The organism is Cryobacterium suzukii, from assembly GCF_004403185.1.
In the GTDB taxonomy this organism is placed as follows: Bacteria; Actinomycetota; Actinomycetes; order Actinomycetales; family Microbacteriaceae; genus Cryobacterium; species Cryobacterium suzukii.
In genome coordinates this window covers 32,091-52,306 of the sequence record NZ_SOHJ01000002.1, presented here as the reverse complement: position 1 = coordinate 52,306, position 20,216 = coordinate 32,091, and the positions used below count along the sequence as shown (strand labels likewise).

21 protein-coding genes and 1 tRNA gene are annotated in these 20,216 nt (G+C 61.1%); 12 read left to right on the top strand and 10 right to left on the bottom strand.

The genetic code is table 11. The annotated features are described in order from the left end of the window. Positions 1–91 precede the first annotated feature (91 nt). The 6 genes from E3T39_RS00960 to E3T39_RS16250 all read left to right on the top strand — a co-directional run bounded on the left by E3T39_RS00960 (position 92) and on the right by E3T39_RS16250 (position 5,115). On the top strand, positions 92–1,114 hold the full coding sequence (locus tag E3T39_RS00960) for a TRAP transporter substrate-binding protein (RefSeq protein WP_166784000.1): 1,023 nt from the start codon (positions 92–94) through the stop codon (positions 1,112–1,114). Positions 1,115–1,189: 75 nt separating this feature from the next. Continuing rightward, positions 1,190–2,464 (top strand): 3-oxo-tetronate kinase, encoded by a 1,275-nt coding sequence (gene otnK, locus E3T39_RS00955; RefSeq protein WP_134512906.1) that lies wholly within the window; start codon positions 1,190–1,192, stop codon positions 2,462–2,464. Beyond that, positions 2,454–3,083, top strand: coding sequence for a class II aldolase/adducin family protein (locus tag E3T39_RS00950; protein ID WP_166783999.1), 630 nt, complete (start codon positions 2,454–2,456; stop codon positions 3,081–3,083). The genes otnK and E3T39_RS00950 overlap by 11 nt, the downstream gene beginning before the upstream one ends. Positions 3,084–3,877: 794 nt before the next feature. Continuing rightward, positions 3,878–4,537 (top strand): hypothetical protein, encoded by a 660-nt coding sequence (locus tag E3T39_RS00945; protein WP_134512904.1) that lies wholly within the window; start codon positions 3,878–3,880, stop codon positions 4,535–4,537. Between the two features lie 30 nt (positions 4,538–4,567). Next, entirely contained in the window at positions 4,568–4,789 is a 222-nt protein-coding gene (locus E3T39_RS16055) for a hypothetical protein (protein WP_166783996.1), read from the top strand. Then, on the top strand, positions 4,786–5,115 hold the full coding sequence (locus E3T39_RS16250) for a hypothetical protein (RefSeq protein ID WP_241979435.1): 330 nt from the start codon (positions 4,786–4,788) through the stop codon (positions 5,113–5,115). The genes E3T39_RS16055 and E3T39_RS16250 overlap by 4 nt, the downstream gene beginning before the upstream one ends. A gap of 273 nt (positions 5,116–5,388) precedes the next feature. On the opposite strand, the gene E3T39_RS00935 is transcribed toward E3T39_RS16250, so the two are convergent. Beyond that, positions 5,389–6,594 carry an IS30 family transposase gene (locus E3T39_RS00935; protein WP_206751153.1) on the bottom strand — a complete coding sequence of 402 codons (1,206 nt, stop codon included), beginning with the start codon at positions 6,592–6,594 and terminating at the stop codon, positions 5,389–5,391. A gap of 975 nt (positions 6,595–7,569) precedes the next feature. Here E3T39_RS00935 and E3T39_RS00930 point away from each other — a divergent pair. Further along, positions 7,570–7,968 carry a hypothetical protein gene (locus tag E3T39_RS00930; RefSeq protein WP_134512902.1) on the top strand — a complete coding sequence of 133 codons (399 nt, stop codon included), beginning with the start codon at positions 7,570–7,572 and terminating at the stop codon, positions 7,966–7,968. Then, on the top strand, positions 7,968–8,225 hold the full coding sequence (locus tag E3T39_RS00925) for a hypothetical protein (RefSeq protein WP_134512901.1): 258 nt from the start codon (positions 7,968–7,970) through the stop codon (positions 8,223–8,225). The genes E3T39_RS00930 and E3T39_RS00925 overlap by 1 nt, the downstream gene beginning before the upstream one ends. Positions 8,226–8,255: 30 nt before the next feature. Here the strand turns inward: E3T39_RS00925 and E3T39_RS00920 are convergent, their stop codons facing one another. Further along, entirely contained in the window at positions 8,256–8,726 is a 471-nt protein-coding gene (locus tag E3T39_RS00920; protein WP_134512900.1) for a hypothetical protein, read from the bottom strand. Between the two features lie 271 nt (positions 8,727–8,997). On the opposite strand from E3T39_RS00920, the gene E3T39_RS00915 reads away from it, so the two are divergent. Continuing rightward, entirely contained in the window at positions 8,998–9,609 is a 612-nt protein-coding gene (locus E3T39_RS00915) for a hypothetical protein (protein ID WP_134512899.1), read from the top strand. A gap of 768 nt (positions 9,610–10,377) precedes the next feature. On the opposite strand, the gene E3T39_RS00910 is transcribed toward E3T39_RS00915, so the two are convergent. Together E3T39_RS00910 and E3T39_RS00905 are read right to left on the bottom strand one after the other, a co-directional pair. Continuing rightward, on the bottom strand, positions 10,378–10,902 hold the full coding sequence (locus tag E3T39_RS00910; protein ID WP_134512898.1) for a hypothetical protein: 525 nt from the start codon (positions 10,900–10,902) through the stop codon (positions 10,378–10,380). A 448-nt stretch (positions 10,903–11,350) separates the two neighbouring features. Next, on the bottom strand, positions 11,351–11,467 hold the full coding sequence (locus tag E3T39_RS00905; protein ID WP_134513253.1) for a DUF3761 domain-containing protein: 117 nt from the start codon (positions 11,465–11,467) through the stop codon (positions 11,351–11,353). A 457-nt stretch (positions 11,468–11,924) separates the two neighbouring features. On the opposite strand from E3T39_RS00905, the gene E3T39_RS00900 reads away from it, so the two are divergent. Continuing rightward, positions 11,925–12,530, top strand: a complete 606-nt coding sequence (locus E3T39_RS00900) for an HIRAN domain-containing protein (RefSeq protein ID WP_134512897.1) — start codon at positions 11,925–11,927, stop codon at positions 12,528–12,530. A gap of 170 nt (positions 12,531–12,700) precedes the next feature. Next, on the top strand, positions 12,701–13,216 hold the full coding sequence (locus E3T39_RS00895; RefSeq protein WP_478213410.1) for a recombinase family protein: 516 nt from the start codon (positions 12,701–12,703) through the stop codon (positions 13,214–13,216). Positions 13,217–13,294: 78 nt separating this feature from the next. Here the strand turns inward: E3T39_RS00895 and E3T39_RS00890 are convergent. From E3T39_RS00890 to E3T39_RS00880, 3 genes are all read right to left on the bottom strand, one after another. After that, a tRNA-Gln gene (locus E3T39_RS00890) sits at positions 13,295–13,366 on the bottom strand. Between the two features lie 104 nt (positions 13,367–13,470). After that, a complete protein-coding gene (gene gltX / locus E3T39_RS00885) occupies positions 13,471–14,994 on the bottom strand; it encodes a glutamate--tRNA ligase (RefSeq protein ID WP_134512896.1) in 1,524 nt (507 codons plus the stop codon). An 88-nt stretch (positions 14,995–15,082) separates the two neighbouring features. Beyond that, the gene (locus tag E3T39_RS00880; protein ID WP_134512895.1) at positions 15,083–16,024 is read right to left on the bottom strand and encodes a LysR family transcriptional regulator; all 942 of its coding nucleotides are present in this window, start codon (positions 16,022–16,024) and stop codon (positions 15,083–15,085) included. Positions 16,025–16,106: 82 nt separating this feature from the next. On the opposite strand from E3T39_RS00880, the gene E3T39_RS00875 reads away from it, so the two are divergent. Further along, positions 16,107–17,180: an aminotransferase class V-fold PLP-dependent enzyme gene (locus E3T39_RS00875; protein WP_134512894.1), complete on the top strand. Its 1,074-nt coding sequence runs from the start codon at positions 16,107–16,109 to the stop codon at positions 17,178–17,180. Positions 17,181–17,284: 104 nt separating this feature from the next. On the opposite strand, the gene E3T39_RS00870 is transcribed toward E3T39_RS00875, so the two are convergent. From E3T39_RS00870 to E3T39_RS00860, 3 genes are read right to left on the bottom strand one after another with little or no spacing between them, the layout of a single operon-like run. After that, a complete protein-coding gene (locus tag E3T39_RS00870; protein ID WP_134512893.1) occupies positions 17,285–18,013 on the bottom strand; it encodes a fumarylacetoacetate hydrolase family protein in 729 nt (242 codons plus the stop codon). Positions 18,014–18,046: 33 nt separating this feature from the next. Next, positions 18,047–19,144: a branched-chain amino acid aminotransferase gene (locus tag E3T39_RS00865; protein ID WP_134512892.1), complete on the bottom strand. Its 1,098-nt coding sequence runs from the start codon at positions 19,142–19,144 to the stop codon at positions 18,047–18,049. Next, positions 19,141–20,211 (bottom strand): 3-isopropylmalate dehydrogenase, encoded by a 1,071-nt coding sequence (locus tag E3T39_RS00860; protein WP_134512891.1) that lies wholly within the window; start codon positions 20,209–20,211, stop codon positions 19,141–19,143. Before E3T39_RS00860 ends, E3T39_RS00865 begins: the two co-directional genes overlap by 4 nt. Between the last annotated feature and the right edge of the window lie 5 nt (positions 20,212–20,216).

Sequence of the window (20,216 nt, the reverse complement as noted above, 5' to 3'; positions counted from 1 at the left end):
AAACGTCGCGCTTCAGATTGAAACGCACTTACACACACGCCCCATCGCCGATGGGATCTCAGAAAGGTATGTCATGACAAGGAATACGAAAATGGGCCGTAGTCGCAGGTACGCCGTCACCATAGCGGCACTCGCAACGAGTGCGCTGATGCTGACCGGGTGCTCGCCGGCAGCGAACCAGACACAAGCATTGGCTTCGGCAGGCGACATCGAACCCATAACACTGACACTCGGTCACTCATACGCCGTTGACAGCCTGCAAAGTCGCGCAGCCGAACAACTTGCCGAGCGGGTCTCCGAGCTCACAGACGGTGCCGTCACCATCGAGATATTTCCGTCGTCTCAGCTGGGAAGTTGGGAAGAAATGCAGGAAGGTCTAGAAATCGGCAGCGTCGACATCGTCATCGAGAGCCTTGGTTCGCTTGAGCGCTATACCGATCTCGCTGCAATTGAGGGAATTCCTTTTCTCTATACTGACGCCGCTCACTTCTTTGAGGTATGGGACGGAGAGATGGCCGACGAAATTCTCAACGCCGTTCGTGACGACAGTGGCTTCCAGCTTCTCGGCGCTATGTACCGCGGTGGTCGCCAGGTCAACAGCACCCGCCCTGTCGCCGAGCTGGACGACCTCGCCGGACTCAAATTGAGAGTTCCGAACCAACAGACCTACATCGAAACTTGGCAGAAGCTCGGCGCCAGCCCCACACCGCTCGCGTTCAGTGAGGTTTTCAGCGGTCTAGAACAGGGCGCTATCGAGGGTCAGGAAAACCCCATCGACGTAGTTCGTTACAGCAGCTTCTATGAGGTCGCCAAATACGTCACCGAGACAAACCACCTGTACGGGAACTACCACTTTCAGTTCTGGGGCGACAGCTTCGATGCCCTCCCGAAAGATGTGCGCAGCGCGCTGGAAACGTCCATTGATGAGGTGTCCGCGACTTACCGCGATGAATCGATACAAGAAGCGGTAGACAACAAAACTTTTCTCCAAGAAGCGGGAGTTGAATTCTTCGAGATTGACCTTGACGACTGGCGTAAGCCGGTCTCCGGCATGGTTCAAGGAGCCAACCCCACCGTTCGTGACTGGGCCGAGCGCATCAGCGCACTCGGATAGCGAGAGCAACGTTCCCTGGGAGGATGGGCAGCGATGACGCTGCCCTCCTCCCACGCAAAATAAAGGACAGGCTTTATGACTCAGAAAAGGCTAGTGCCCTGGCTCGGAGTAGTCGCCGACGATTACACCGGCGCTGCCGACTTAGCAGGGATGCTGGTGCGTGTCGGCGTGACGACGGTGCAACTCCTCGGTGTGCCGTTGGAGGAAGCAGAGATACCGTATGCAGAATGCCTGATCATCTCACTCAAATCTCGCACCATGCCGACCGAGCTGGCAGTGGCGGAATCTGTAGCCGCTGCCCGATGGCTCAGCCAGCGCGGTGCCAAGCAGATCTACTACAAGTATTGCTCGACGTTCGATTCGACCGCCACCGGCAATATAGGGCCGGTCACTGACGCCCTCGCTCATGAAGTCGGCGCGAAGTTAACAGTGATCTGCCCAGCCGTACCCGAGAACGGCCGAACCGTCTACCAAGGCAACCTGTTTGTGCATGAAAAGCCGCTCGCGGAATCGTCAATGAAGGACCACCCCCTCACTCCAATGACCGATTCCAATCTCATTCGACTCTTTGAGCGGCAATCTGCACTGAGCGCCGGTCGTGTTTCACTCTCGACAGTGCGCCAAGGGCCGACAGCGATAGAACAGCACTTCAAATTGCTCATCGACAGCGGCGTCACCGTCGCCGTCGTCGATGCAGTTGCGGATGACGACCTATTGGCTATCGGCCAGGCCGTCCGCGATGAGCCTCTCGTGACGGGCTCGGCCGGCTTAGCCCTCGGAATGGCGCGCGCGCGTAATTCGTCGCGACCCATCGCACCGACATCTCGACCTCTCCCGGCGGGTGCCAGCGTCGTGCTCTCTGGTAGCTGCTCAGCCGCGACCCAGAATCAGGTCGCGATCTTCAAGGCGACGCATCCGTCCTACGAGATTGATCCGTATCGAATAAAGTCAGGCGTCGACGTTGTTCAGGAAATTCTGGACTTCGCAGAGTTCAACTTGGAAAAAGTACCCCTGATCTATTCATCGGCTGATCCGAACAGAGTCAGGCAGATTCAGATCGACCTTGGAACATCGGAGTCGGCGGACTTGATCGAGTGCACCTTTGCCGAGGTCGCTCGCAGATTGGTCGCGTCGGGCGCTCGTCGACTTGTGATAGCCGGCGGCGAAACCTCCGGGGCAGTCGTCTCCGGCCTCGGCATCACTGCGCTGGAAGTTGGTCGGGAGATCGATCCGGGTGTCCCGTGGACAATATCGCTCAGCAACCCACCACTCGCCTTGCTCCTAAAATCAGGCAATTTCGGCACCGATGACGTCTTCACCAAAGCCATCGAGGAGAACTATGAACAGTGAGGAGGAACGACTACAACTGGTATCGACGGCACGAATTCTGCACGACGCCGGATACTCGCCTGGCACGTCGGGAAACATCAGTGTGCGGATCGGCGACGACATCATCGTCTCGCCGACCGGCACCAGACTCGGGTCGTTGAACGCAGACAACCTGAGCATGGTCGACCTCAACGGAGATTACATATCCGGGTCCAAGCCCACAAAGGAATCCGTTATGCACGCAGCGGTCTACCGCGCCCGTCCCCTCGATCGTGTTGTGATCCACCTACATTCACCGTTTGCAACCGCACTATCCTGCCTGAAGGGGCTGAACTCCAACGATGCCCTGCTGCCGCTGACGCCGTACTACATTATGAGAGTGGGACGGCTGCCGATCGTCCCCTATTTCGCACCGGGTGAAAAGTCCCTAGCGGCGGCAATCGAGCACGCTGCACACGACAGTCACGCGATACTGCTTGCAAATCACGGCACCCTAGTTTCGGCACCAACATTTGAGGATGCGTGCGCCGCCACCGAAGAAATCGAAGCAACTGCGAGGCTCTTCTTCACGATCGGTGAGCGGGCGACGAACACCCTCACCGCCCGTCAGGTCATCGAGCTGCTCGCAAAATTCCAATAAGCAACACACCCGGCGAATCGAGGCGAGGCACGACCTCGTCGCCGACCGCACCACCGCCAATCGGGCGCGCACCGCTTCGCCCCGGGTGACAGCTTTGTCGCCGACGGCTAGGTCCGCACCATATGAGTAGTGCGCGACGGCGCGAGTGCCCCGGAACCGCCGGTCGTCAGCGCTCTGCACTGCCGGAGGACTTCGGCGCACGCCTCATCCTCGGTGTCCGCCACGCAGAGAGGCGATGCAAGGCGCTGCTGTCGTCACGAGTGGATGCGCGAGCTCGGTACCGGCCGCTAGGAAGTAGTCCTAGGACGATCTCCCCAAGTTCGCCAGCGAGAATCTGCGGCCAAGACATGCCGGTGTTCGTACACCCAGGCGAGCACGTCCTGAACGTCGTATCGCACGTGCCGACCGAGCTTGAGGTACGGCGGCCCCGTCTGCGTCAGGCGGTGTTCGTGCATTGGGCGACCATGACGACCCCGTCGAGGGAACTGTTTGATGAACACGCTGGGTCCTGACGCGGGATGAGAGGATCAGTATCGCCCTACCTCCCTATCCGTCAACTCCTTGACGCAGTGCAAATCGGACGCACACTCACTTTTGTTAACGCCAACTGAAAACAGGGCCAGAAACCGCCGCAGAAGTGGCCCTGCTTTCAGTCGACGTTATTAACTTTTGCTTGTGGTGACCAACGCTCCTGTGTTTGAGTGAGCATACCTAACTTGGGTTTTGCAGGACCAAGGCGTCTTTGTAAAAACTTGAGCGATGGTTTGGTCAATGGAGATAAGGGAGAAGAGACTATGAAACTTTTTTCAAATAAGAAGGCTGTAGTGTTTGTTGCAGTACTGGCGCTGGCCTTCATGAACATCGCGGCTGCAAAACCTGCGGCGAATACCGGCCTGCCAGATAACGGAACGAATGTTATCCCGGCGGATCGGATCATCGATCGAACATCCGATAAAATACCTGTGGATAAAACCGCGACAAAGAAGTTACAGGAGCTTCAACAGAAGGAATCGTCGAGTCGTCAGTCGGTGACAGTCCGCACGCCTATCCCTCTACCCAACGGAGTCGAGCTGGGGACCGGCGAGGTGGTTCAAGTGAATTACAGCGACGGCGTGGTTACGCATCAGGCCGTCGCTGCCACGTGCGCCGTCACGTCGAGCGTCCAAAATCCGACAGTCGCAAACGGTTCTGCAAGGGCAAGCCACTCCTATGGGCTCAGTTCAGGCTGTTCAGAAACAACATCGGTGAACGGCATTTTGTCGTCCTATGCAGCACCTTGGTGGCATCAGAGAAGTTTTAAAACGACCTCGGTGCGTCCAGGTATAACTGCTTATTGGGTAACGTCCAAGACATGCGTGAACACCAGCAGTAGGACTTGGCACGCGGAGAATGCAGTTGGTTCGTCTGTCGTCGGGCTGACGCCCGATGTCAATCTGGCGTGCAATCCGGGATGATGGTGAGAGTACTTCAACGAGGAGGGCATCATGATTGAATGCCAGGTCCCTATTGAGATCAGCGAAACACGACCCGTCTTCTCTAGGACAGTGGTGTCCATGGTGTTGGGTCTCGTAGTGGGAGTATTGGCCTACTACGTCACTGCAGTGGTGGCGACCGCTCATATCCCCGGCAACTTCACGATCAACCCTCTGAGGTTAATCATGACCGGTATCGTCGGTGTACTGGTTGTTGCTATCGGATGGCAATGACCTTTGTCGGCCTGACTGCCGGCATCGCGGTTATCGCGGTTATCGCGGTTATCGCGGTTATCGCGGCTATCGCGGCTATCGCGGCTATCGCGGCTATCGCGGCTATCGCGGCTATCGCGGCTATCGCGGCTATCGCGGCTATCGCGGCTATCCTACTTGCTGTAGCCGGGCGAATCGCGCGGTCTGCGAACAGCTGGTTGGATCCGTTCAACGCAATAGGATTCGGCGCAGCGAGCGGATACCCGGCAATTGTCGGGGCCACGATGTTCACCGCGTCTGCTCCGAAAATGCGCTCTCACCGGATCCACGAGAGGTTTGCCTCATAAAGTGAGTGGGGCCAGCTGGTCGGGTTTGTTCGTCGCCCTAGTTCAACATTTTGCAACATGGAGCCAAAACGACTACACCCCGCAGAAGGAACTGCGGGGTGTAGTCGTAGTTGGTGAGAACGCGATACAGCGACACCGTACTAGCCGGGTTCACTGGACAGCCGAGTGGCGCAGACAGCTAGGGTCATATCTCCGATGAGATGCACGTCGCGTACGGCCGCTAAAGTTTGTGCAACAGAAAAAGTTATGATGTCTCGAATCCCATGGGCGATTTCAAGCGGTGGAAGCAACAGGGGCTATTTCCTTCTTCGAGACTAGCTCGCTGAGCAGGTCGGCTGGGGTGTTGCCTTTGAGGGTTTTGCGGGGCCGTTCGTTGAGTTCAGTGGCGACTTCGAGGAGGCGTTGAGCGCTGTGGGCGTTCAGATCGGTGCCTTTCGGGAAGTACTGGCGCAGTAAGCCGTTGGTGTTCTCGTTTGAGCCGCGCTGCCAGGGTGAACCTGGATCACAGAAGAAGATCGGAACCCCGGTTGCTTTGGTGATATCCACGTGCCGGGCAAGCTCGGTTCCCTGATCCCACGTCAATGACCGCCGCAGAAAAGCCGGCAGACCTTCCAGTACCCGGATGAGTCCATCGTGGAGTTCAGCGGAGCTGTGACCGTTGGGCAGGTGCATCAAGATGACGAACCGGGTCGTACGTTCAACCAAAGTCGCGATCGCCGATCCCGACGCCGACGCCGAACCGACGATGAGATCGCCTTCCCAATGACCGGCGACCAGCCTGTCGTTGGCCTCTTTGGGCCGTTCGCTCAGCATCACTTTGTCGCGAATTTTACCCGCCGCGTTCAGCTGCGTGTCCCGCGGTTTTCGCGCTGATCGGCCCCTTCGCAGGTGTCGGTGCAGGTGAACTCCGACGTAACTACGGCCTTGAACGTAGAGGCTTTGATAGATCGTCTCGTGGGATACCTGCAGTTCGTCTTGGCCGGCGAACACGACCGCGAGGTCGTCACTGATCTGCTGTGGACTCCAGTTCTTCCGCAACCGCTCCTCCACGGCAGCGGCAAGTAGTCGGTCGTCGAGCTTGCTGGGCTTGGGCCGGCCCGCTCTGATCCCGCAGCGTTTCTGCGCGGCGTAAGGCCGGTAGCTGCGCGTTGTCGGGTGGGAGTTGCGGCGTAACTCCCGACTGATCGTCGATGCGGAGCGCCCCAGATCCCGCGCGATCGCCCTGACACCCGCACCACCCAACCTCAGATCCGCGATGCGCAGACGTTCCTCTTGGCCCAAGTAGCGTCCCGAAGACGCAACGGCCGGAACGGGTATTCGCCCGCCAGCGGCCTTGATCCACCGATATCCCTGTCTGCGATTCACTCCTATAGATTCACACGCGGCCGCCGCTGACATCCCCTCACGGACCCGATCCCAGAACAAGTTCTCGCGATCCTTCAACACCACTCTCGACGCCATCAACAACACCTCACTCATACGGTGTTGCTACGACCCCTTGAAGCCGCCCAAGAGTTATGAGACGTCTCACGACAGCGCACCCGCTGTCATTTTCCGTTCACGTCTGCACAGCGACCCGCGTGTTTTCGGGGTTGTGCAGGCGAGTGTTGAGCACTGGTTTTTCCGTTCGCCCCTGCACTAAAAGGGTTTTTGCTCACTACTCCTCTGCACAAAGGAAGTGGCGGGGTGGACGGGGAATCGGTGCACATTGGCGAGTCCGGCAACGTTGACGTTGCCGGAAACTCTGTGGGATCGCACGAAGAGAGTGTCGGCGGTGATGGTGCAGTTGTCGGCACGAGCGATCGTCGGCAGGACCGCGTCGATGCAGCCGTGTGGTCGCGGTGGCCCGGTCAAGTTCAATGCCATGACCGCTACAGAAGGCCAACTGAGCAGAACAGAACGCGTCAGTCGAAGTTGTGCAGGCGAGTGTGAACACTGGCTTTTCCGTACTCCTCCGCACAAAACGCCCGTTTACCCGTACTCCTCTGCACAACGAACGTTTAGGTGGCGGTGTCGCCGGCGCGCTGGATTGCCCGGTAGACCGTGGATCTCCCGACCCTGAAGAGTTCCCAGCGATCTGCGTGGTGGTGTGTTCGCCTCTCCCCGAACGGGACGAGAGCAAGGGTCGACGTCGGTGTGGATGAGTTGTGCAGACGAGATCTTGACTGCTCAGTTGGCCTCTGGATTGGTCGCCCCGTCGTGGGGGGCTTCTCTGCGGTTCGGGGCTGTTCTGACGGACGCGGAACGATTCAGCCAGCCCAAGAGGTGCGCGTCAGACTCCTTTTGTGATGAACGGCTGCATCGTTCGGAGCATCGCGCAATGGTGGTCCCCGAGGGGGCTTGAGCCGATATGCGTGTTAGCCCCCCAACTGGGTCTGTTGGCGATGCCTCAGATACTTATAGCCTCGCAACGTCATCGCGCCAAGACGTGCGCCAGCAGAGTTAGGGGGCCTGATGGCAGACGACTTCGATCCGACCACCGCTCCGGAACCAGACCGGAGCACAGCAAAAAAGTGGTGGGTGGCACTGGCCGTCATCGTCGGCTTGGGCGTGCTGTTTCAGGGGCCGATCCTCGACGGCCTTGTGCAGAGCGATGCCTTCGTAGAATACGGCTACTGTGCAGACTTCGATTCCTGCGCACAAGCCGCCTCTGACGCGATGATTGAAGTTAGGCAGGAGGTAGGCGAGGACGTTGCGCGTGACTGCCTCGCTGCACATACCGCCGTAATGTCGCGCTTGCTTCGTGAGCAAAATGCTAAGGAGCGCGCCGGGATGTGCGTGGTGACCGGCGCAGTATTGAATGAACGCGTAGGAGCCGCGTTCTGGTCGTTGCCATGGCTGGTCGAGGACTAATGGATCTCGGAGGATATTCGCTAGCCGGTTGGCTCGGCTTCATTGTGGCCATGCTTTTTGCTGCGTACATCCTGTTTATTCCGGTCTATTGCGCAGAACTCATGTTCTGGAACCTGTTCCCGCCTCCACGGGGCTCTCGCTACCACAAGGAAAACATGTGGGTGGGCACGCACAAGGTCTTGGTCGGGTCGATCCTGTTTGTAGTTGCGACAGTCATCACCATCCAACTGGCCCAGGGCGTCATCTCTTCCAACTAGAAGAGGGCCGGTGGGCGATGCCGTTGCTGGTCAGCCCGCGCAGAGCGTGCTCAGCGCCATGTACGAGGTCTGCATGTCGGTGGTCGCGGTGGTGAACTCGGTCATGGCGCCCGTGTCCCCATCGACGTAAATCTTCGCGATCGCGTCACGCACGGCGGCGGTGTCTTCGTACACCGCGGTCGCGGCCGCCTTGACCTCCGGGGTGGTCACGGACTCCGAGACGGTGCGGAATGCATCGACGTTGGCGGTCCAGGCGTCAACGGCAGACTGCGGGTCGGAGGCAGCATTGGCGACCTCGGACATCGTGGTAGCCGCTTCGAGCAACGGTCCAGCCATGCTCACGCAGGCTTCGGCAACGGTCTGCTCGGTGCTCGTGTCTTCGGCAGGAGCGGACGTGGCAGCCGGTTCGCTGGACGGGGCGTCGTCCGACCCTCCCGAGCAAGCGGTGAGCCCCAGTGCTACGACGGCAGCGATGGTCAGAGCGACGATGCGACGGTTCATGCTGTGATTCCCCCAGAGTGAGTTGTGGATTCTTACGTCCATCCTATGGCTGCGACGTGGCCCGTCCTGAAGATGGATGAAATGGAAGCTCGCGCACCGCCTCCGAGACGCCAAGGCCCCACGACTGTCACGATCGAAGCACTCAACAGCTGGGCTGCTGCGGTCTCGAGCAGCCGGGAAATGAGATTCCAGACTTCGACCTCGTGTTCTTGTCCGACCCGCCGACTTACGCTGCGCGGCTGGCGTTGAGGAGCGGCGGTAGGCTCCACTCGTGACAATTGATCTGGGGCCAATGCGAGGTGTCCTCGGACAGTTGACTACGCCGACGGTGCTTCTTGGCCTCATGTGCTACACCCTGAATGGAGAAGCAGGGGCGGCGAAGAGAGCCGCACAGTCCTTCCTCGCCGGCCGCGAACGAGATGCTACAGCCCGGTTCATAGGACCCAAGAAAGCGGAGGCGCGTCTCATGGTTACGACAGCCGGCACCGCCGCGGCTTTCATCTGGCCTCTTGACTCCCGGAAGCGGGCCCTTCGTGGCGCTTTCCCTCGCCGCGGTGAAGACCTCCGACTCCTGCTGAATCTCGACGAGAACGAGCTCAGCTCGCTGAGGGGGGTACGCAACAGCCTCATGCACATCGACGAGCGAATGGAGGAGCTATACCTCAGTGATTCTTTTCACTTGTTCTCAGTGTGGAAAATCACGACAGATCCCGTTCAGGGCGGCAACTTCATGTCCTGGAATCCCGAGACGGAGGTATTGAGCTTTCTGGACCTCGAAATTTGTGTACCTAACCTAATCGAACTCCTCACTCTTATTGAGCACCGAGCCTGGGCTGCCGTGCAAACTCTTCAGCAAGTCTTCGAAGAGGATGCACTCCCCTGAGGTTGGCACACTCACGATCGCAATCCGGTCCCGTCACAGCGGGCCCGAATCGAGCAGTCATCGAAATGACTCTTCGCTCGATCTCGGTAACAAGATTTGAGCCCATTGTGATGCCACGAGTAGCCCAGCAGCGAGTCCAACGTCGACGGGATCTGGCGATGCCCGTATAAGCGTGCAGTTCTGTGCGCGAGAGTCGTGCGTCGCGAACATTTGACTCGTTTTTGCTAGGCATGGGCGTCTTGATGTGCCTGTAGACAACCTGAGTGGCCTGGTCGGATATCGGGCGACGTGGACGACGCTGCCCCCGACTGGGACGGTCAACCATGCCCTGTATACGGCCACGAGGTGAATGCTGATGTCGTTGAGACCGCCCACCGTCTCAAGATCTGCCAACGCTGTCCTGAGTGGCTTCGTGCTGGTCGTGTCCGTCCCATTCTCGACCGACTGAGCAGCAACGTCCTGCCCGTTTAGCTCATGCGCCTCCTGACTGCCACCTGAAGCAGCTTGATTACCTGGGCCTCGATGTTTTCCGCGGATTTCTCATAACCCGCAAGTACTTTCCCGTTGTCATCTACCTCAACGAAGAAGGCACGAGCCGCTTCCACAAGCTCGATTACGCCCTCGGCGGTCGCTCCGGCACGGGGGCAATCGTCACACGCCGTCCCGGAGCCTAACGAGAAGCCAGCCAGGTAGCCGATCGTCCAACAGCCAGCAATACGCCCGAAATTGTGACTGTTAGCGCTTTGTGGCGGCGTTCTGTGATCGCTCTCAGCTCAGACGTCGACCAAAAATATACATGTTCGACCAAGCCCCGGCCTCTCCGGGGGATCCGCTTTCCGTAACGCTGACGATCTGGTAGCCGTTCTCGTTCAAGAGCTGCACGGCGGTTGCTACCGACTCTGCAACGTCTATTCCTTCAATCCCCGAGAACGTCCAGGAGCCGTCAGTCTTGGGGCGTCTTTCGAACCTTCCGTAGATGACCACGTTTTCGGGTGTCCGAGCTATCACTTCATTCTCTAAGGCTTGTCGGTCTCCCTCGATATAGGAGATCGAGTCGGCCGTGTAACGGGCGTCGTCCCTCGCGTCGGGCAACCAGGTTTCAGTGATGGCGAAGCGTAGGCCGGGACCGAAGGCGAGCTGTACAGATACTTCGTCTCGCTCGTCCCGGTAACCAGCAACCGGCCAAACTGCATAGCGGCCTTCCTGCATGAACTCAGTAGCCGATCGATCGACCGTCTCTGCCAGCTGATCCGATATAGCGATGACGAGACTGTCGTAGTGGAGATGCTTCATTCGTGCACTCTAACTGTGTACGTGGAGTCTCATGCGCTTTGGGAGCTGTAGCGGCAGCGCGGGACCCGGGTAAAAGGTGTACCTCATTCTGACGTCAGGACGAGCTTCCTACTGGCATCCGAATGGGGTCCACCTTCGGCCCGGCTGACAGCAGCGAGCCGTCCTTATAGAACTTTATTGACGGCGTGACGTCCTGCGGCGCCGCATGCACGATCTTCACCAGAAATGGAAGCGGAAGCCCGCGCCCGGCGGCGGCTGTGGATTCGCGCGCTGTTTATACCTGGGTGGTGGTGGCTCGGTTTTCACAAGGGGAGTGGACCACCAGGTCGATGCCGGCATCCGTGTTGAGCCCCGCTGTCGATGCCGTGTTTGAGGAAGCGGTACTGCACAAGCAGCTCGCCAGCAGCACTGAATTGGGGCCGGGTGTGCGCTTGCGTGCGTTCCTGGATTACTGGTACCAGACAGAGACGCCGCCATGCCAGGAGCACGTCCCCTGATGGTTCTGGGAGTAAGAGTAGCTGCCGTCAGAGCACTGGGCAGTTGGTGATTCACCGCACGCTGTCATTCCGACTACGAGTACGACGGCCAGCAGAATCGAGCGAATCCCGATTATCCGGTATGCCAGCACATTCTTAGATTAGGGAGAGATGCCTCCGGGGGCACAGCCCCAGTTCGCGGGTTACCCGATTGAGCTTGAGAGTGCCGAACGGATCATGCTGGGAACGCTGCAGGAATATCCCTCGGTAGTGGACACGGGGGAAGCGGCGTTGCTGTCACTGCGGTCTTCTCGGTGGACGCCGGACATGTTGCACTCCAGCCGGAGTTAGTCTGCTGATCGGATAGGGCATGGGCGTCGATGCTCTGGTCAGCACGTTCTACTTCTGGATCGTTTCGCCCTACAAAATCGCTGCCCCCCATTGGTACCAGTTGAGGTTGGTTGACTGCCATTGTTAGGACTGGATCAACGTAGGAGACGCTCGCGCGCGTATCGCGATCACAGGAACGGAAAACTGGAGGAGTATATGAATGATTCGATGTTCTGGGTCATCGTGGCTGTGGTCGCTCTTGTCTGTTGGGTGTCCTACGGAAATTCACGTGACAAGGAAAAAGCACTGGAAGCTAACCGTGTCCTCGTTCGCGAATTAGAGAGAGACCGCCAATACACGGATGGTCGGGTAGTCGACGAATTCGACCCCACGGTCTACAGCTACCCGCTCCTGCAGGCTCCATGGAACACGGGTTTTTTCGCCCCCGTCATGGAGGGGTGGCAGTATTCCGAACACGACCCAGCGAATGCATCCCGAGAAGTTGAGAACAGATTTCCGACTTGGATGTTCCTGATTCGAGAACCGAAGAATCGATATAATTGGAATGCGATCGCTGTCTACTCCTTAAACCACGTGGGTTCCGGCGATGTGTATCGGGAATACCGAGGGAATCGGCAGATCGGTTATCTGGATGCATCAGATGCTCAGGACTTCGCCCCTGTCCTCGATCGCTTCCCCTTGACTCGCGTCGCAATGCGAATCCACCATGTGGAAGACGGGTACAGGCCTTTCTACTCAACGTGGACGAGCCATTCACTTGAACAGCAACTGACCGAGTTCTATGAGCTAGGCAACAATTGAATTCTCGGCGCGTTGTCACCCTGTGGGGGCGACGGTGGGTGTCCCTGCACCCGCCATCACATTGGACTGGTTCTGGATCGTTTGCGACACGTAGAATATTTGACGGGTTGTGTGACAAATTTTCAAGGATCGAACTATGCGATCGCCTGGTCCCGTAATCGAACGCATAAATGACAGGGGTGAGCATGCTCGTCGGGTACATGCGCGTATCGAAGGCCGACGGGTCGCAGAGCACCGATCTCCAACGAGACGCGCTCCTGGTTGCCGGGGTTGACCCAGACAACCTCTACGAGGACCAGGCATCCGGCGAGAAGGACGACCGCCCGCACCTGGCGGCCTGCCTGAAAGCGCTGCGCCATGGTGACACGCTGCTGGTCTGGAAGCTTGACCGGCTCGGCCGCGACCTGCGCCACCTGGTCAACACGGTGCACGACCTCACCGACCGCGGCATCGGACTCAAGGTGCTCACCGGCGAGGGCGCGGCGATCGACACCTCGCATTCAATGAGAAAGACCGCTGGAACGATCATTGCCAGGAATCTCGGAGTCTCGGCCGCGACCACGGCGCTCGGCCACTCCAGCGATGCGGTCACACGTGGGATCTATATCGACTCGATCCAAACACCAACTGATCTCAGTGAGGCCCTGAGCTTGCTGACACCAGCCATAGAGGGCGGCCCAGAGTAGATCGAGAGTAAATCGCGACTAGTCGAATGCGGCGACCCGGGTTAAAGCAAAAAAGCCCGGAAATCCGGGCCTTGCAAGCTGGGGTACCTGGACTCGAACCAAGAACAAATGAACCAGAATCATCCGTGTTGCCAATTACACCATACCCCAATGCCTAATCCGAAGATCGGGCCGAGTAGTAGCCTAGCCCACTTGGGCTGGAGAGGCCAAACCGGGTTGTCCCCCGGCGAGTCGAAGCCTCACCAGCTCAGGGGTCAGGCGGTCGTCGTTACAGTCAGCGCCCGATCGAGCCGGCCCAGGGTCTCGGCCTGTCCGAGAATCTCCATCGACTCAAACAGCGGCGGCGAGATCTTACGGCCCGACAGCGCGACGCGCAGCGGTCCGAAGGCGACGCGCGGCTTGAGGCCCAGCCCCTCGATGAGGGTCTCCGCGAGCAGCGTGTGCACCCGGTCGGTGTCCCATTCCGCTGACGGAATACTTTCAAGCGCCGTGCGAGATGCACCGAGAATGTCGGCGGCGTTCTGCGGGAGCGAGGCGATGGCATCCGCTTCGAGAATCAGGTCGGCGCCGGTCACGAACAGAAAACCGAGCATGGCCGGGGCTTCGCCGAGCAGCGCAATGCGCTCCTGGATGAGCGGTGCGCCCTGGGCGAGCAGGGCCAGGTCGGCGTCGGTCGGGGTCTCACCGAGCACTCCGGCGCTCACTAGGTAGGGCACCAGGCGGGCGGCGAAGTCGGCAGCATCGAGCTGGCGAATGTGGTCGCCGTTGATCGATTCGGCCTTCTTCAAGTCGAACCTGGCCGGGTTGGGGTTGACATTCACGACGTCGAACGCGGCCGTGAACTCGTCGATCGAGAACACATCGCGGTCGTGGGTGAGTGACCAGCCCAGCAGCGCGAGGTAGTTGAGCAAGCCCTCGGGAATGAATCCGCGGTCGCGGTGCAGGAACAGGTTTGCCTCCGCGTCGCGCTTGGAGAGCTTCTTGTTCTTGTCGCCCATGACGTAGGGCAGGTGGCCGAAGCGGGGCACGAAGGTGGTCACACCGATGTCGATGAGCGCGTGGTAGAGGGCGATCTGGCGGGGCGTCGACGAGAGCAGATCTTCACCACGAAGCACGTGGGTGACGCCCATGAGAGCGTCATCGACCGGGTTGACGAAGGGGTAAAGCGGATGCCCGTTCGGGCGCACCACGACAAAGTCGCTGAACGAGCCGGCCGGGAACGTGATCTCGCCGCGCACGAGGTCGTCGAAAGAGAGCTCGGTGTCCGGCACGCGCAGGCGCAGCGCCGGGGACCGGCCCTCGGCCCGGTAGGCAGCCTTCTGGTCCGAGGTCAAGTCGCGCTCGAAGTTGTCGTAGCCCATTTTCGGGTCGCGGCCGAGGTCGCGGTTACGGGTCTCGATCTCTTCGCCGGTGACGAAGCTCTCGTAGATGTGGCCGCTCGCCTTGAGCTTCTCGATGACGCCGCGGTAGATGTCATAGCGCTCGGACTGGCGGTACGGCGCCTGGGGTCCGCCGACATCGACGCCTTCGTCCCAGTCCAGCTTGAGCCAGCGCATGGCCTCGACGAGCTGCAGAAAGCTCTCTTCACTGTCGCGGGCGGCGTCGGTGTCCTCGATGCGGAAGATCATTTTGCCGCCGGTGTGCCGGGCGTAGGCCCAGTTGAACATGGCGGTGCGAACCAGGCCCACGTGGGGCGTTCCGGTTGGCGAGGGGCAGAACCGCACACGAACGTCGGTTCCGGTGGCGGTAGAAAACGGGTGTGCAGTGGTGTCAGACATTACTGTCAATTCTAGAGGCGCGAGCTCCCCTAATCTTCTTTCCGGGCCCGGTTCCATGAGGAGGGCCCGGGATCCGGGCAGCCGCGACCTATCCGACCAGCGCGACGGCGACGAGCGCGCGCAGCGCAGCGGCCACGGCCGGCACCCGCTCGGCGCCGGCCGCCGTCACGGCATGCAGGGTGCGATGGTCACGCCCGGTCGTCGCACGAACCGACACGCCCGCGCGTGCGCCGACCGACTCGATCGCGAGAGCCGGAAGCAACGCCACGCCGATACCGGCCTCGACCAGACCGAACACGGCGGCGACATTGTCGGTTTCATAGGAGATGCGCGGCGCGAATCCGCGGCGATCGCAGAGGTCGAGCAGGTGACCGCGGCAGCGTGGGCAGCCGGCCACCCAGTTCTCGTCGGCGAGGTCGCGCAAGTCAACCGGTGCGACACCGCCGCCAAGCGGATGCCCCACCGGCAGCACGAGCATCATCTCGTCTCGTCGCAGGGTCGCCACCCGCAGCCCCTGCGCACTCTCCCGGTGCGGATCAACCCGATCCCCCGGGTAACTGAACGTGATGGCCAGGTCCGCCCGATTCTCGCGCACGGCGGCGACGGCCTCGGGCGGTTCGGCCTCCAGATAGGTGATACTGATCTGGGAGTGCCGTTCCTTCATCTGCGCGAGCAGGCTCGGCACGAGGGTAGCGGATGCCGACGGAAACGCCACGAGCCTCACCAGCCCGGCGCGCAGACCCTGCAACTCGGCGATCTCCCCCTGCGCTGCATCGAGCGCGGTCGCCACGGTCACGGCGTGCCGGGCGAGCACAAGGCCAGCCTCGGTGAGCCGAACGCCACGTCCGACCCGCTCGACCACGGCGAGCCCGAGTCGTTGCTCGAGCCGTTTGAGTTGCTGGCTCACGGCCGGTTGGCTGTAGCCGAGGGCGGTTGCGGCGGCAGTGATGGAGCCGCTCTCATGCACAGCACGCACGACGCGCAGGGCGTGGGCGTCAAGGTCAGAGCTCTGCCCGGGCAGATGAATCATAAAATGAATCATAACTTTGAATTATGAATTACATCGGATACTGGCCGTTGTCCTATGAATGCCCCCTGGCCACACTGGAACCATGACCCCCGCACCAAACCGCAAAAGCACCCTTAGCCTCACCGACGCACGCACCCAATACGCCTCCGGTCGCGGCTACCTGGCCGCCTGCACCCTCGGACTGCCAACTCACGCCACGATGGCCGCGATGCGCGCCGACACCGAGGCCTGGACCCGCGGGGAGGCCAGCGCCTCGCGTTACGTCGAGGTCGTCGAGCGCGTGCGCGTCGGCTACGCCGACCTCGTCCACGTCACGCCCGACCGGGTGTCGATCGGTTCGCAGACCTCGGTCATGGCCGGCCTGGTCGCCGCGAGCATCCCCGACGGCGCCGAAGTCGTACTGCCGCTTGGCGACTTCAGCTCGATGGTTTTTCCATTTCTGGCACAGGCCCACCGCGGCGTGACCGTGCGTCAGGTAGCACTGGCCGACCTGGCCGCGAGCCTCACCGCAAACACCTGGCTCGTGGCGTTCTCGCTCGTGCAGTCCGCCACAGGCACCGTGGCCGACAGCGTTGCCATCCGAGCCGCAGCCCAGGCTACGGGCACCTTCACCCTGTGCGACACGACCCAGGCAACTGGGTGGATGCCGGTCGACGCCGCGGCATTTGACGCAACAATATGCCACAGCTACAAATGGCTCGGTGCACCGCGCGGCGTAGCCTTCTTCACCGTCTCGGAAAACTTCGCGGCGCAACTGCACCCCATCAACGCCGGTTGGTACGCCGGAGACGACCCGTGGGCATCCTGTTACGGGCCGGCAATGACACTCGCCCACGATGCCCGCCGCTTCGACGTGTCGCCGGCCTGGCCGGCCTGGGTCGGTGCCGAGCCGGCCATCGATCTGTTCCGCAGCCTCGACCTGGCCGAGCTGCGCGCCCACAATATCGGCCTCGGCAATGCCCTGTGTGACGGTCTGGGGCTGCCCCGACTCGATCAGGCCATCATCAGTTGGCCGGATGCCGGTGGCCGCGACCTCGCGCGCCTCACCAACGCCGGCCTCACCGCCTCGGGTCGGGCCGGTCGCGCCCGCGTAGCTTTTCACCTCTTCAATGACGAAGAAGACGTGGCCCTGGCCCTCGCCGCCCTGCGCCCCTGACACCCGTGGACGGGGCCCGGGCCCCGCCCACGGGCCCAGCTTATAAACTGGGCCTAGGGCCATAAGGTGGGCCCAGGGGCGGGGCAGTCAAACACCGGGGCAGGTCAGGCCGGGCGCACCACCGGGTTTACGAGCGTTCCGATGCCGGCGATCGACATCGTAACCGTGTCGCCGTCGACGACGTCTGCCGGCGTGTCCATCGCACCGGCCAGAATCACGTCGCCCGGCAGCAGCGTGAAAACGCTTGAGGCGAAGGACACGAGCGCAGCAACGACGTCCTCGGTGGTGCGGTCGTCGTCGCCGAGGTCGACTGCCTGGAACTCCTCCTCATTGATCAGCCCGCGCAGCGGCGTGGCTGCCTCGTCGAACTCCGTCTCAATGATCGGGCCGAGCGGGAGAAACGTATCGAAGGCCCCGGCCCGCGTGGCAGAAACGTTTGCCAAATCGGCGGCGGTGACGACTGTCGCTACGGTGTAGCCGAAGACGCGACCAGTGGCATCCGCTGCCGAGACGTTCTTGGCGATCTTGCCAATGATGATCGCAAGCTGGCCATCGACCTCGACCCGATCGGAGGCGGCCGGCAGCAGAATGGCGTCGCCGGGGCCGACGACAGCGGTGTTCGGCCGAAGCACGAACGCCTCGGGAGATACCACCGCGACGATCTTCGAGCGTGGAATCACCGGTGCAAGCAACTTCACGTCGGCCAGGGCCACCCGGTCGCCGGTCGTGTCGAATCCGGCGAACATCGGGTCGCTCGTGAGCACGACCAATTCGTCATCGTCAACGATGCCGAACGCGATGGCGCCCTGGTAGCTGTAGCGTGCGATCTTCACGTGTCTCATTCCCGCCCGTAAAGGCCAAAAGCTTCAGTCTAGGCGGGTGAGCCAGCCGTGGCGGTCTGGCACGCGCCCATACTGAATGTCGGTGAGTTCCTGGCGCAGCGACATCGTGATCGCGCCCGCCGGAGCATCCGCTTCGCCGACCGTGAAGTCCTTGGCCTTGAGCTGGCCGATCGGGGTGACGACGGCGGCGGTTCCGCAGGCGAAAACCTCGGTGATGGCACCGGATGCGACGCCATCACGCCACTCCGCCAGAGTCACCGCGCGCTCTTCCACGGTCATACCGCGGTCGCGGGCGAGCTGCATGATGCTGTCGCGGGTGACGCCCTCGAGAATGGATCCGGTCAGGCGAGGCGTGACAATCGTGTCGGTGCCGTGCACGAAGAACACGTTCATGCCGCCGAGTTCATCAACGTTTGTTCCGGTCTCGCCGTCGAGAAAGAGCACCTGGGCACAACCGTTCTCATACGCCTCCATCTGGGGCAGCAGCGACGCAGCGTAGTTGCCGCCGCACTTGGCTGCGCCGGTACCGCCGCGGCCAGCGCGGGAGTAGTCGGTCGACAGCCAGATCTTCACCGGGGCCACGCCGTCGGCGAAGTACGCACCGGCCGGGCTCGCGATCACGTAGAAGCTCACCTTGTGGGCGGCGCGCACCCCGAGAAAGCTTTCGTTGGCGATCATGAACGGGCGGAGGTACAGGCTGGTCTCGGGCGCGGACGGCACCCAGTCGCCGTCGATCACGATCATCTGCCTGACCGACTCGATGAAGTCCTCCACCGACAGCTCAGGCAGGGCGAGGCGGCGGGCTGAGCGTTGCAGTCGCTCGGCGTTCTTCTCTGGCCGGAAGGTCCAGATCGAGTTGTCGGCGTGCCGGTAAGCCTTGAGGCCCTCGAAGATTTCCTGGCCATAGTGCAGCACCGACGAGGCGGGATCGAGCATCAACGGGCCGTAGGGGGTGACTCGGGCGTCGTGCCAACCGGCCTCGATCGACCAGTCGATGGTAACCATGTGGTCGGTGAAGTGCTTACCGAAGCTCGGGTCAGCGAGAATCTCATCGCGGTCGGCTTTGGCGCGCGCTTGTGTCGACGGCGTCAGGGCAAAAGTCAGGGGAAAAGTCACGGTCATTTCAGTACCTTGTCTGTCAAAAGGGTCACGATGGCGTCGCCCACCTCAGCGGTGCTGCGCCGCACCGTTACGGTGCGACGGGCTAGGTCGTCGGCCACTGCCTCGTTGACGCGAGCCGCGGCATCCGTCAGCCCGAGGTGGTCGAGCAGCAGGGCCACCGAGAGGATGGCCGCGGTCGGGTCGGCGAGCTGCTGGCCGGCAATATCGGGAGCCGAGCCGTGCACCGGCTCGAACATGCTGGGAAAGCGGCCCGTCGGGTTGATATTGCCGGAGGCCGCCAAGCCGATGCCGCCGCTGATTGCCGCTGCCAGGTCGGTGAGAATGTCGCCAAATAGGTTGTCGGTGACGAGTACATCAAATCTACTCGGATTCGTGACGAAGAAGATCGTCGCCGCGTCGACGTGCAGATAATCGACCGCAACCTGGGGATACTCGACGGCTACCTCGTTCACGATGCGCTGCCACAGGCTGCCGGCGAAGACGAGCACGTTGGTCTTGTGCACGAGGGTGAGGCGTTTGCGCTCGCGCCTCTGGGCCACCTCGAAGGCGTACCGCACGACGCGCTCGACCCCGTAGGCGGTGTTCACGGATACCTCGTTGGCGATCTCCTGGGCGGTGCCGCGGCGGATCGCACCGCCGTTGCCCACATAGGGACCCTCGGTGCCCTCGCGCACGACAACGAAGTCGACCACGCCGGGGGCGGCGAGCGGGCTCGTGACGCCGGGGTAGATCGTGCACGGCCGCAGGTTCACATAGTGATCGAGGGCGAAGCGCAGGCCGAGCAGCAGTCCCCGCTCGATATTGGCGTCTTTCAGGCGCGGGTCACCGGGAACGCCGCCGACCGCGCCAAGAAGAATGGCGTCGTGCTGCTGGATTGACGCGAGGTCGGCGTCCGTGAGCACGTCACCGGTTTCGAGGAACCGCGCTGCGCCCAACTCAAACATGCTCGTGTTGATCGTGATGTCGTCGCGGGCAGTGACAGCGCCGAGCACCTTGACGGCCTCGGCGACGACTTCCGGCCCAATCCCGTCTCCAGGAATGACGGCGAGTTTGATAGTACGAGACATGCGGC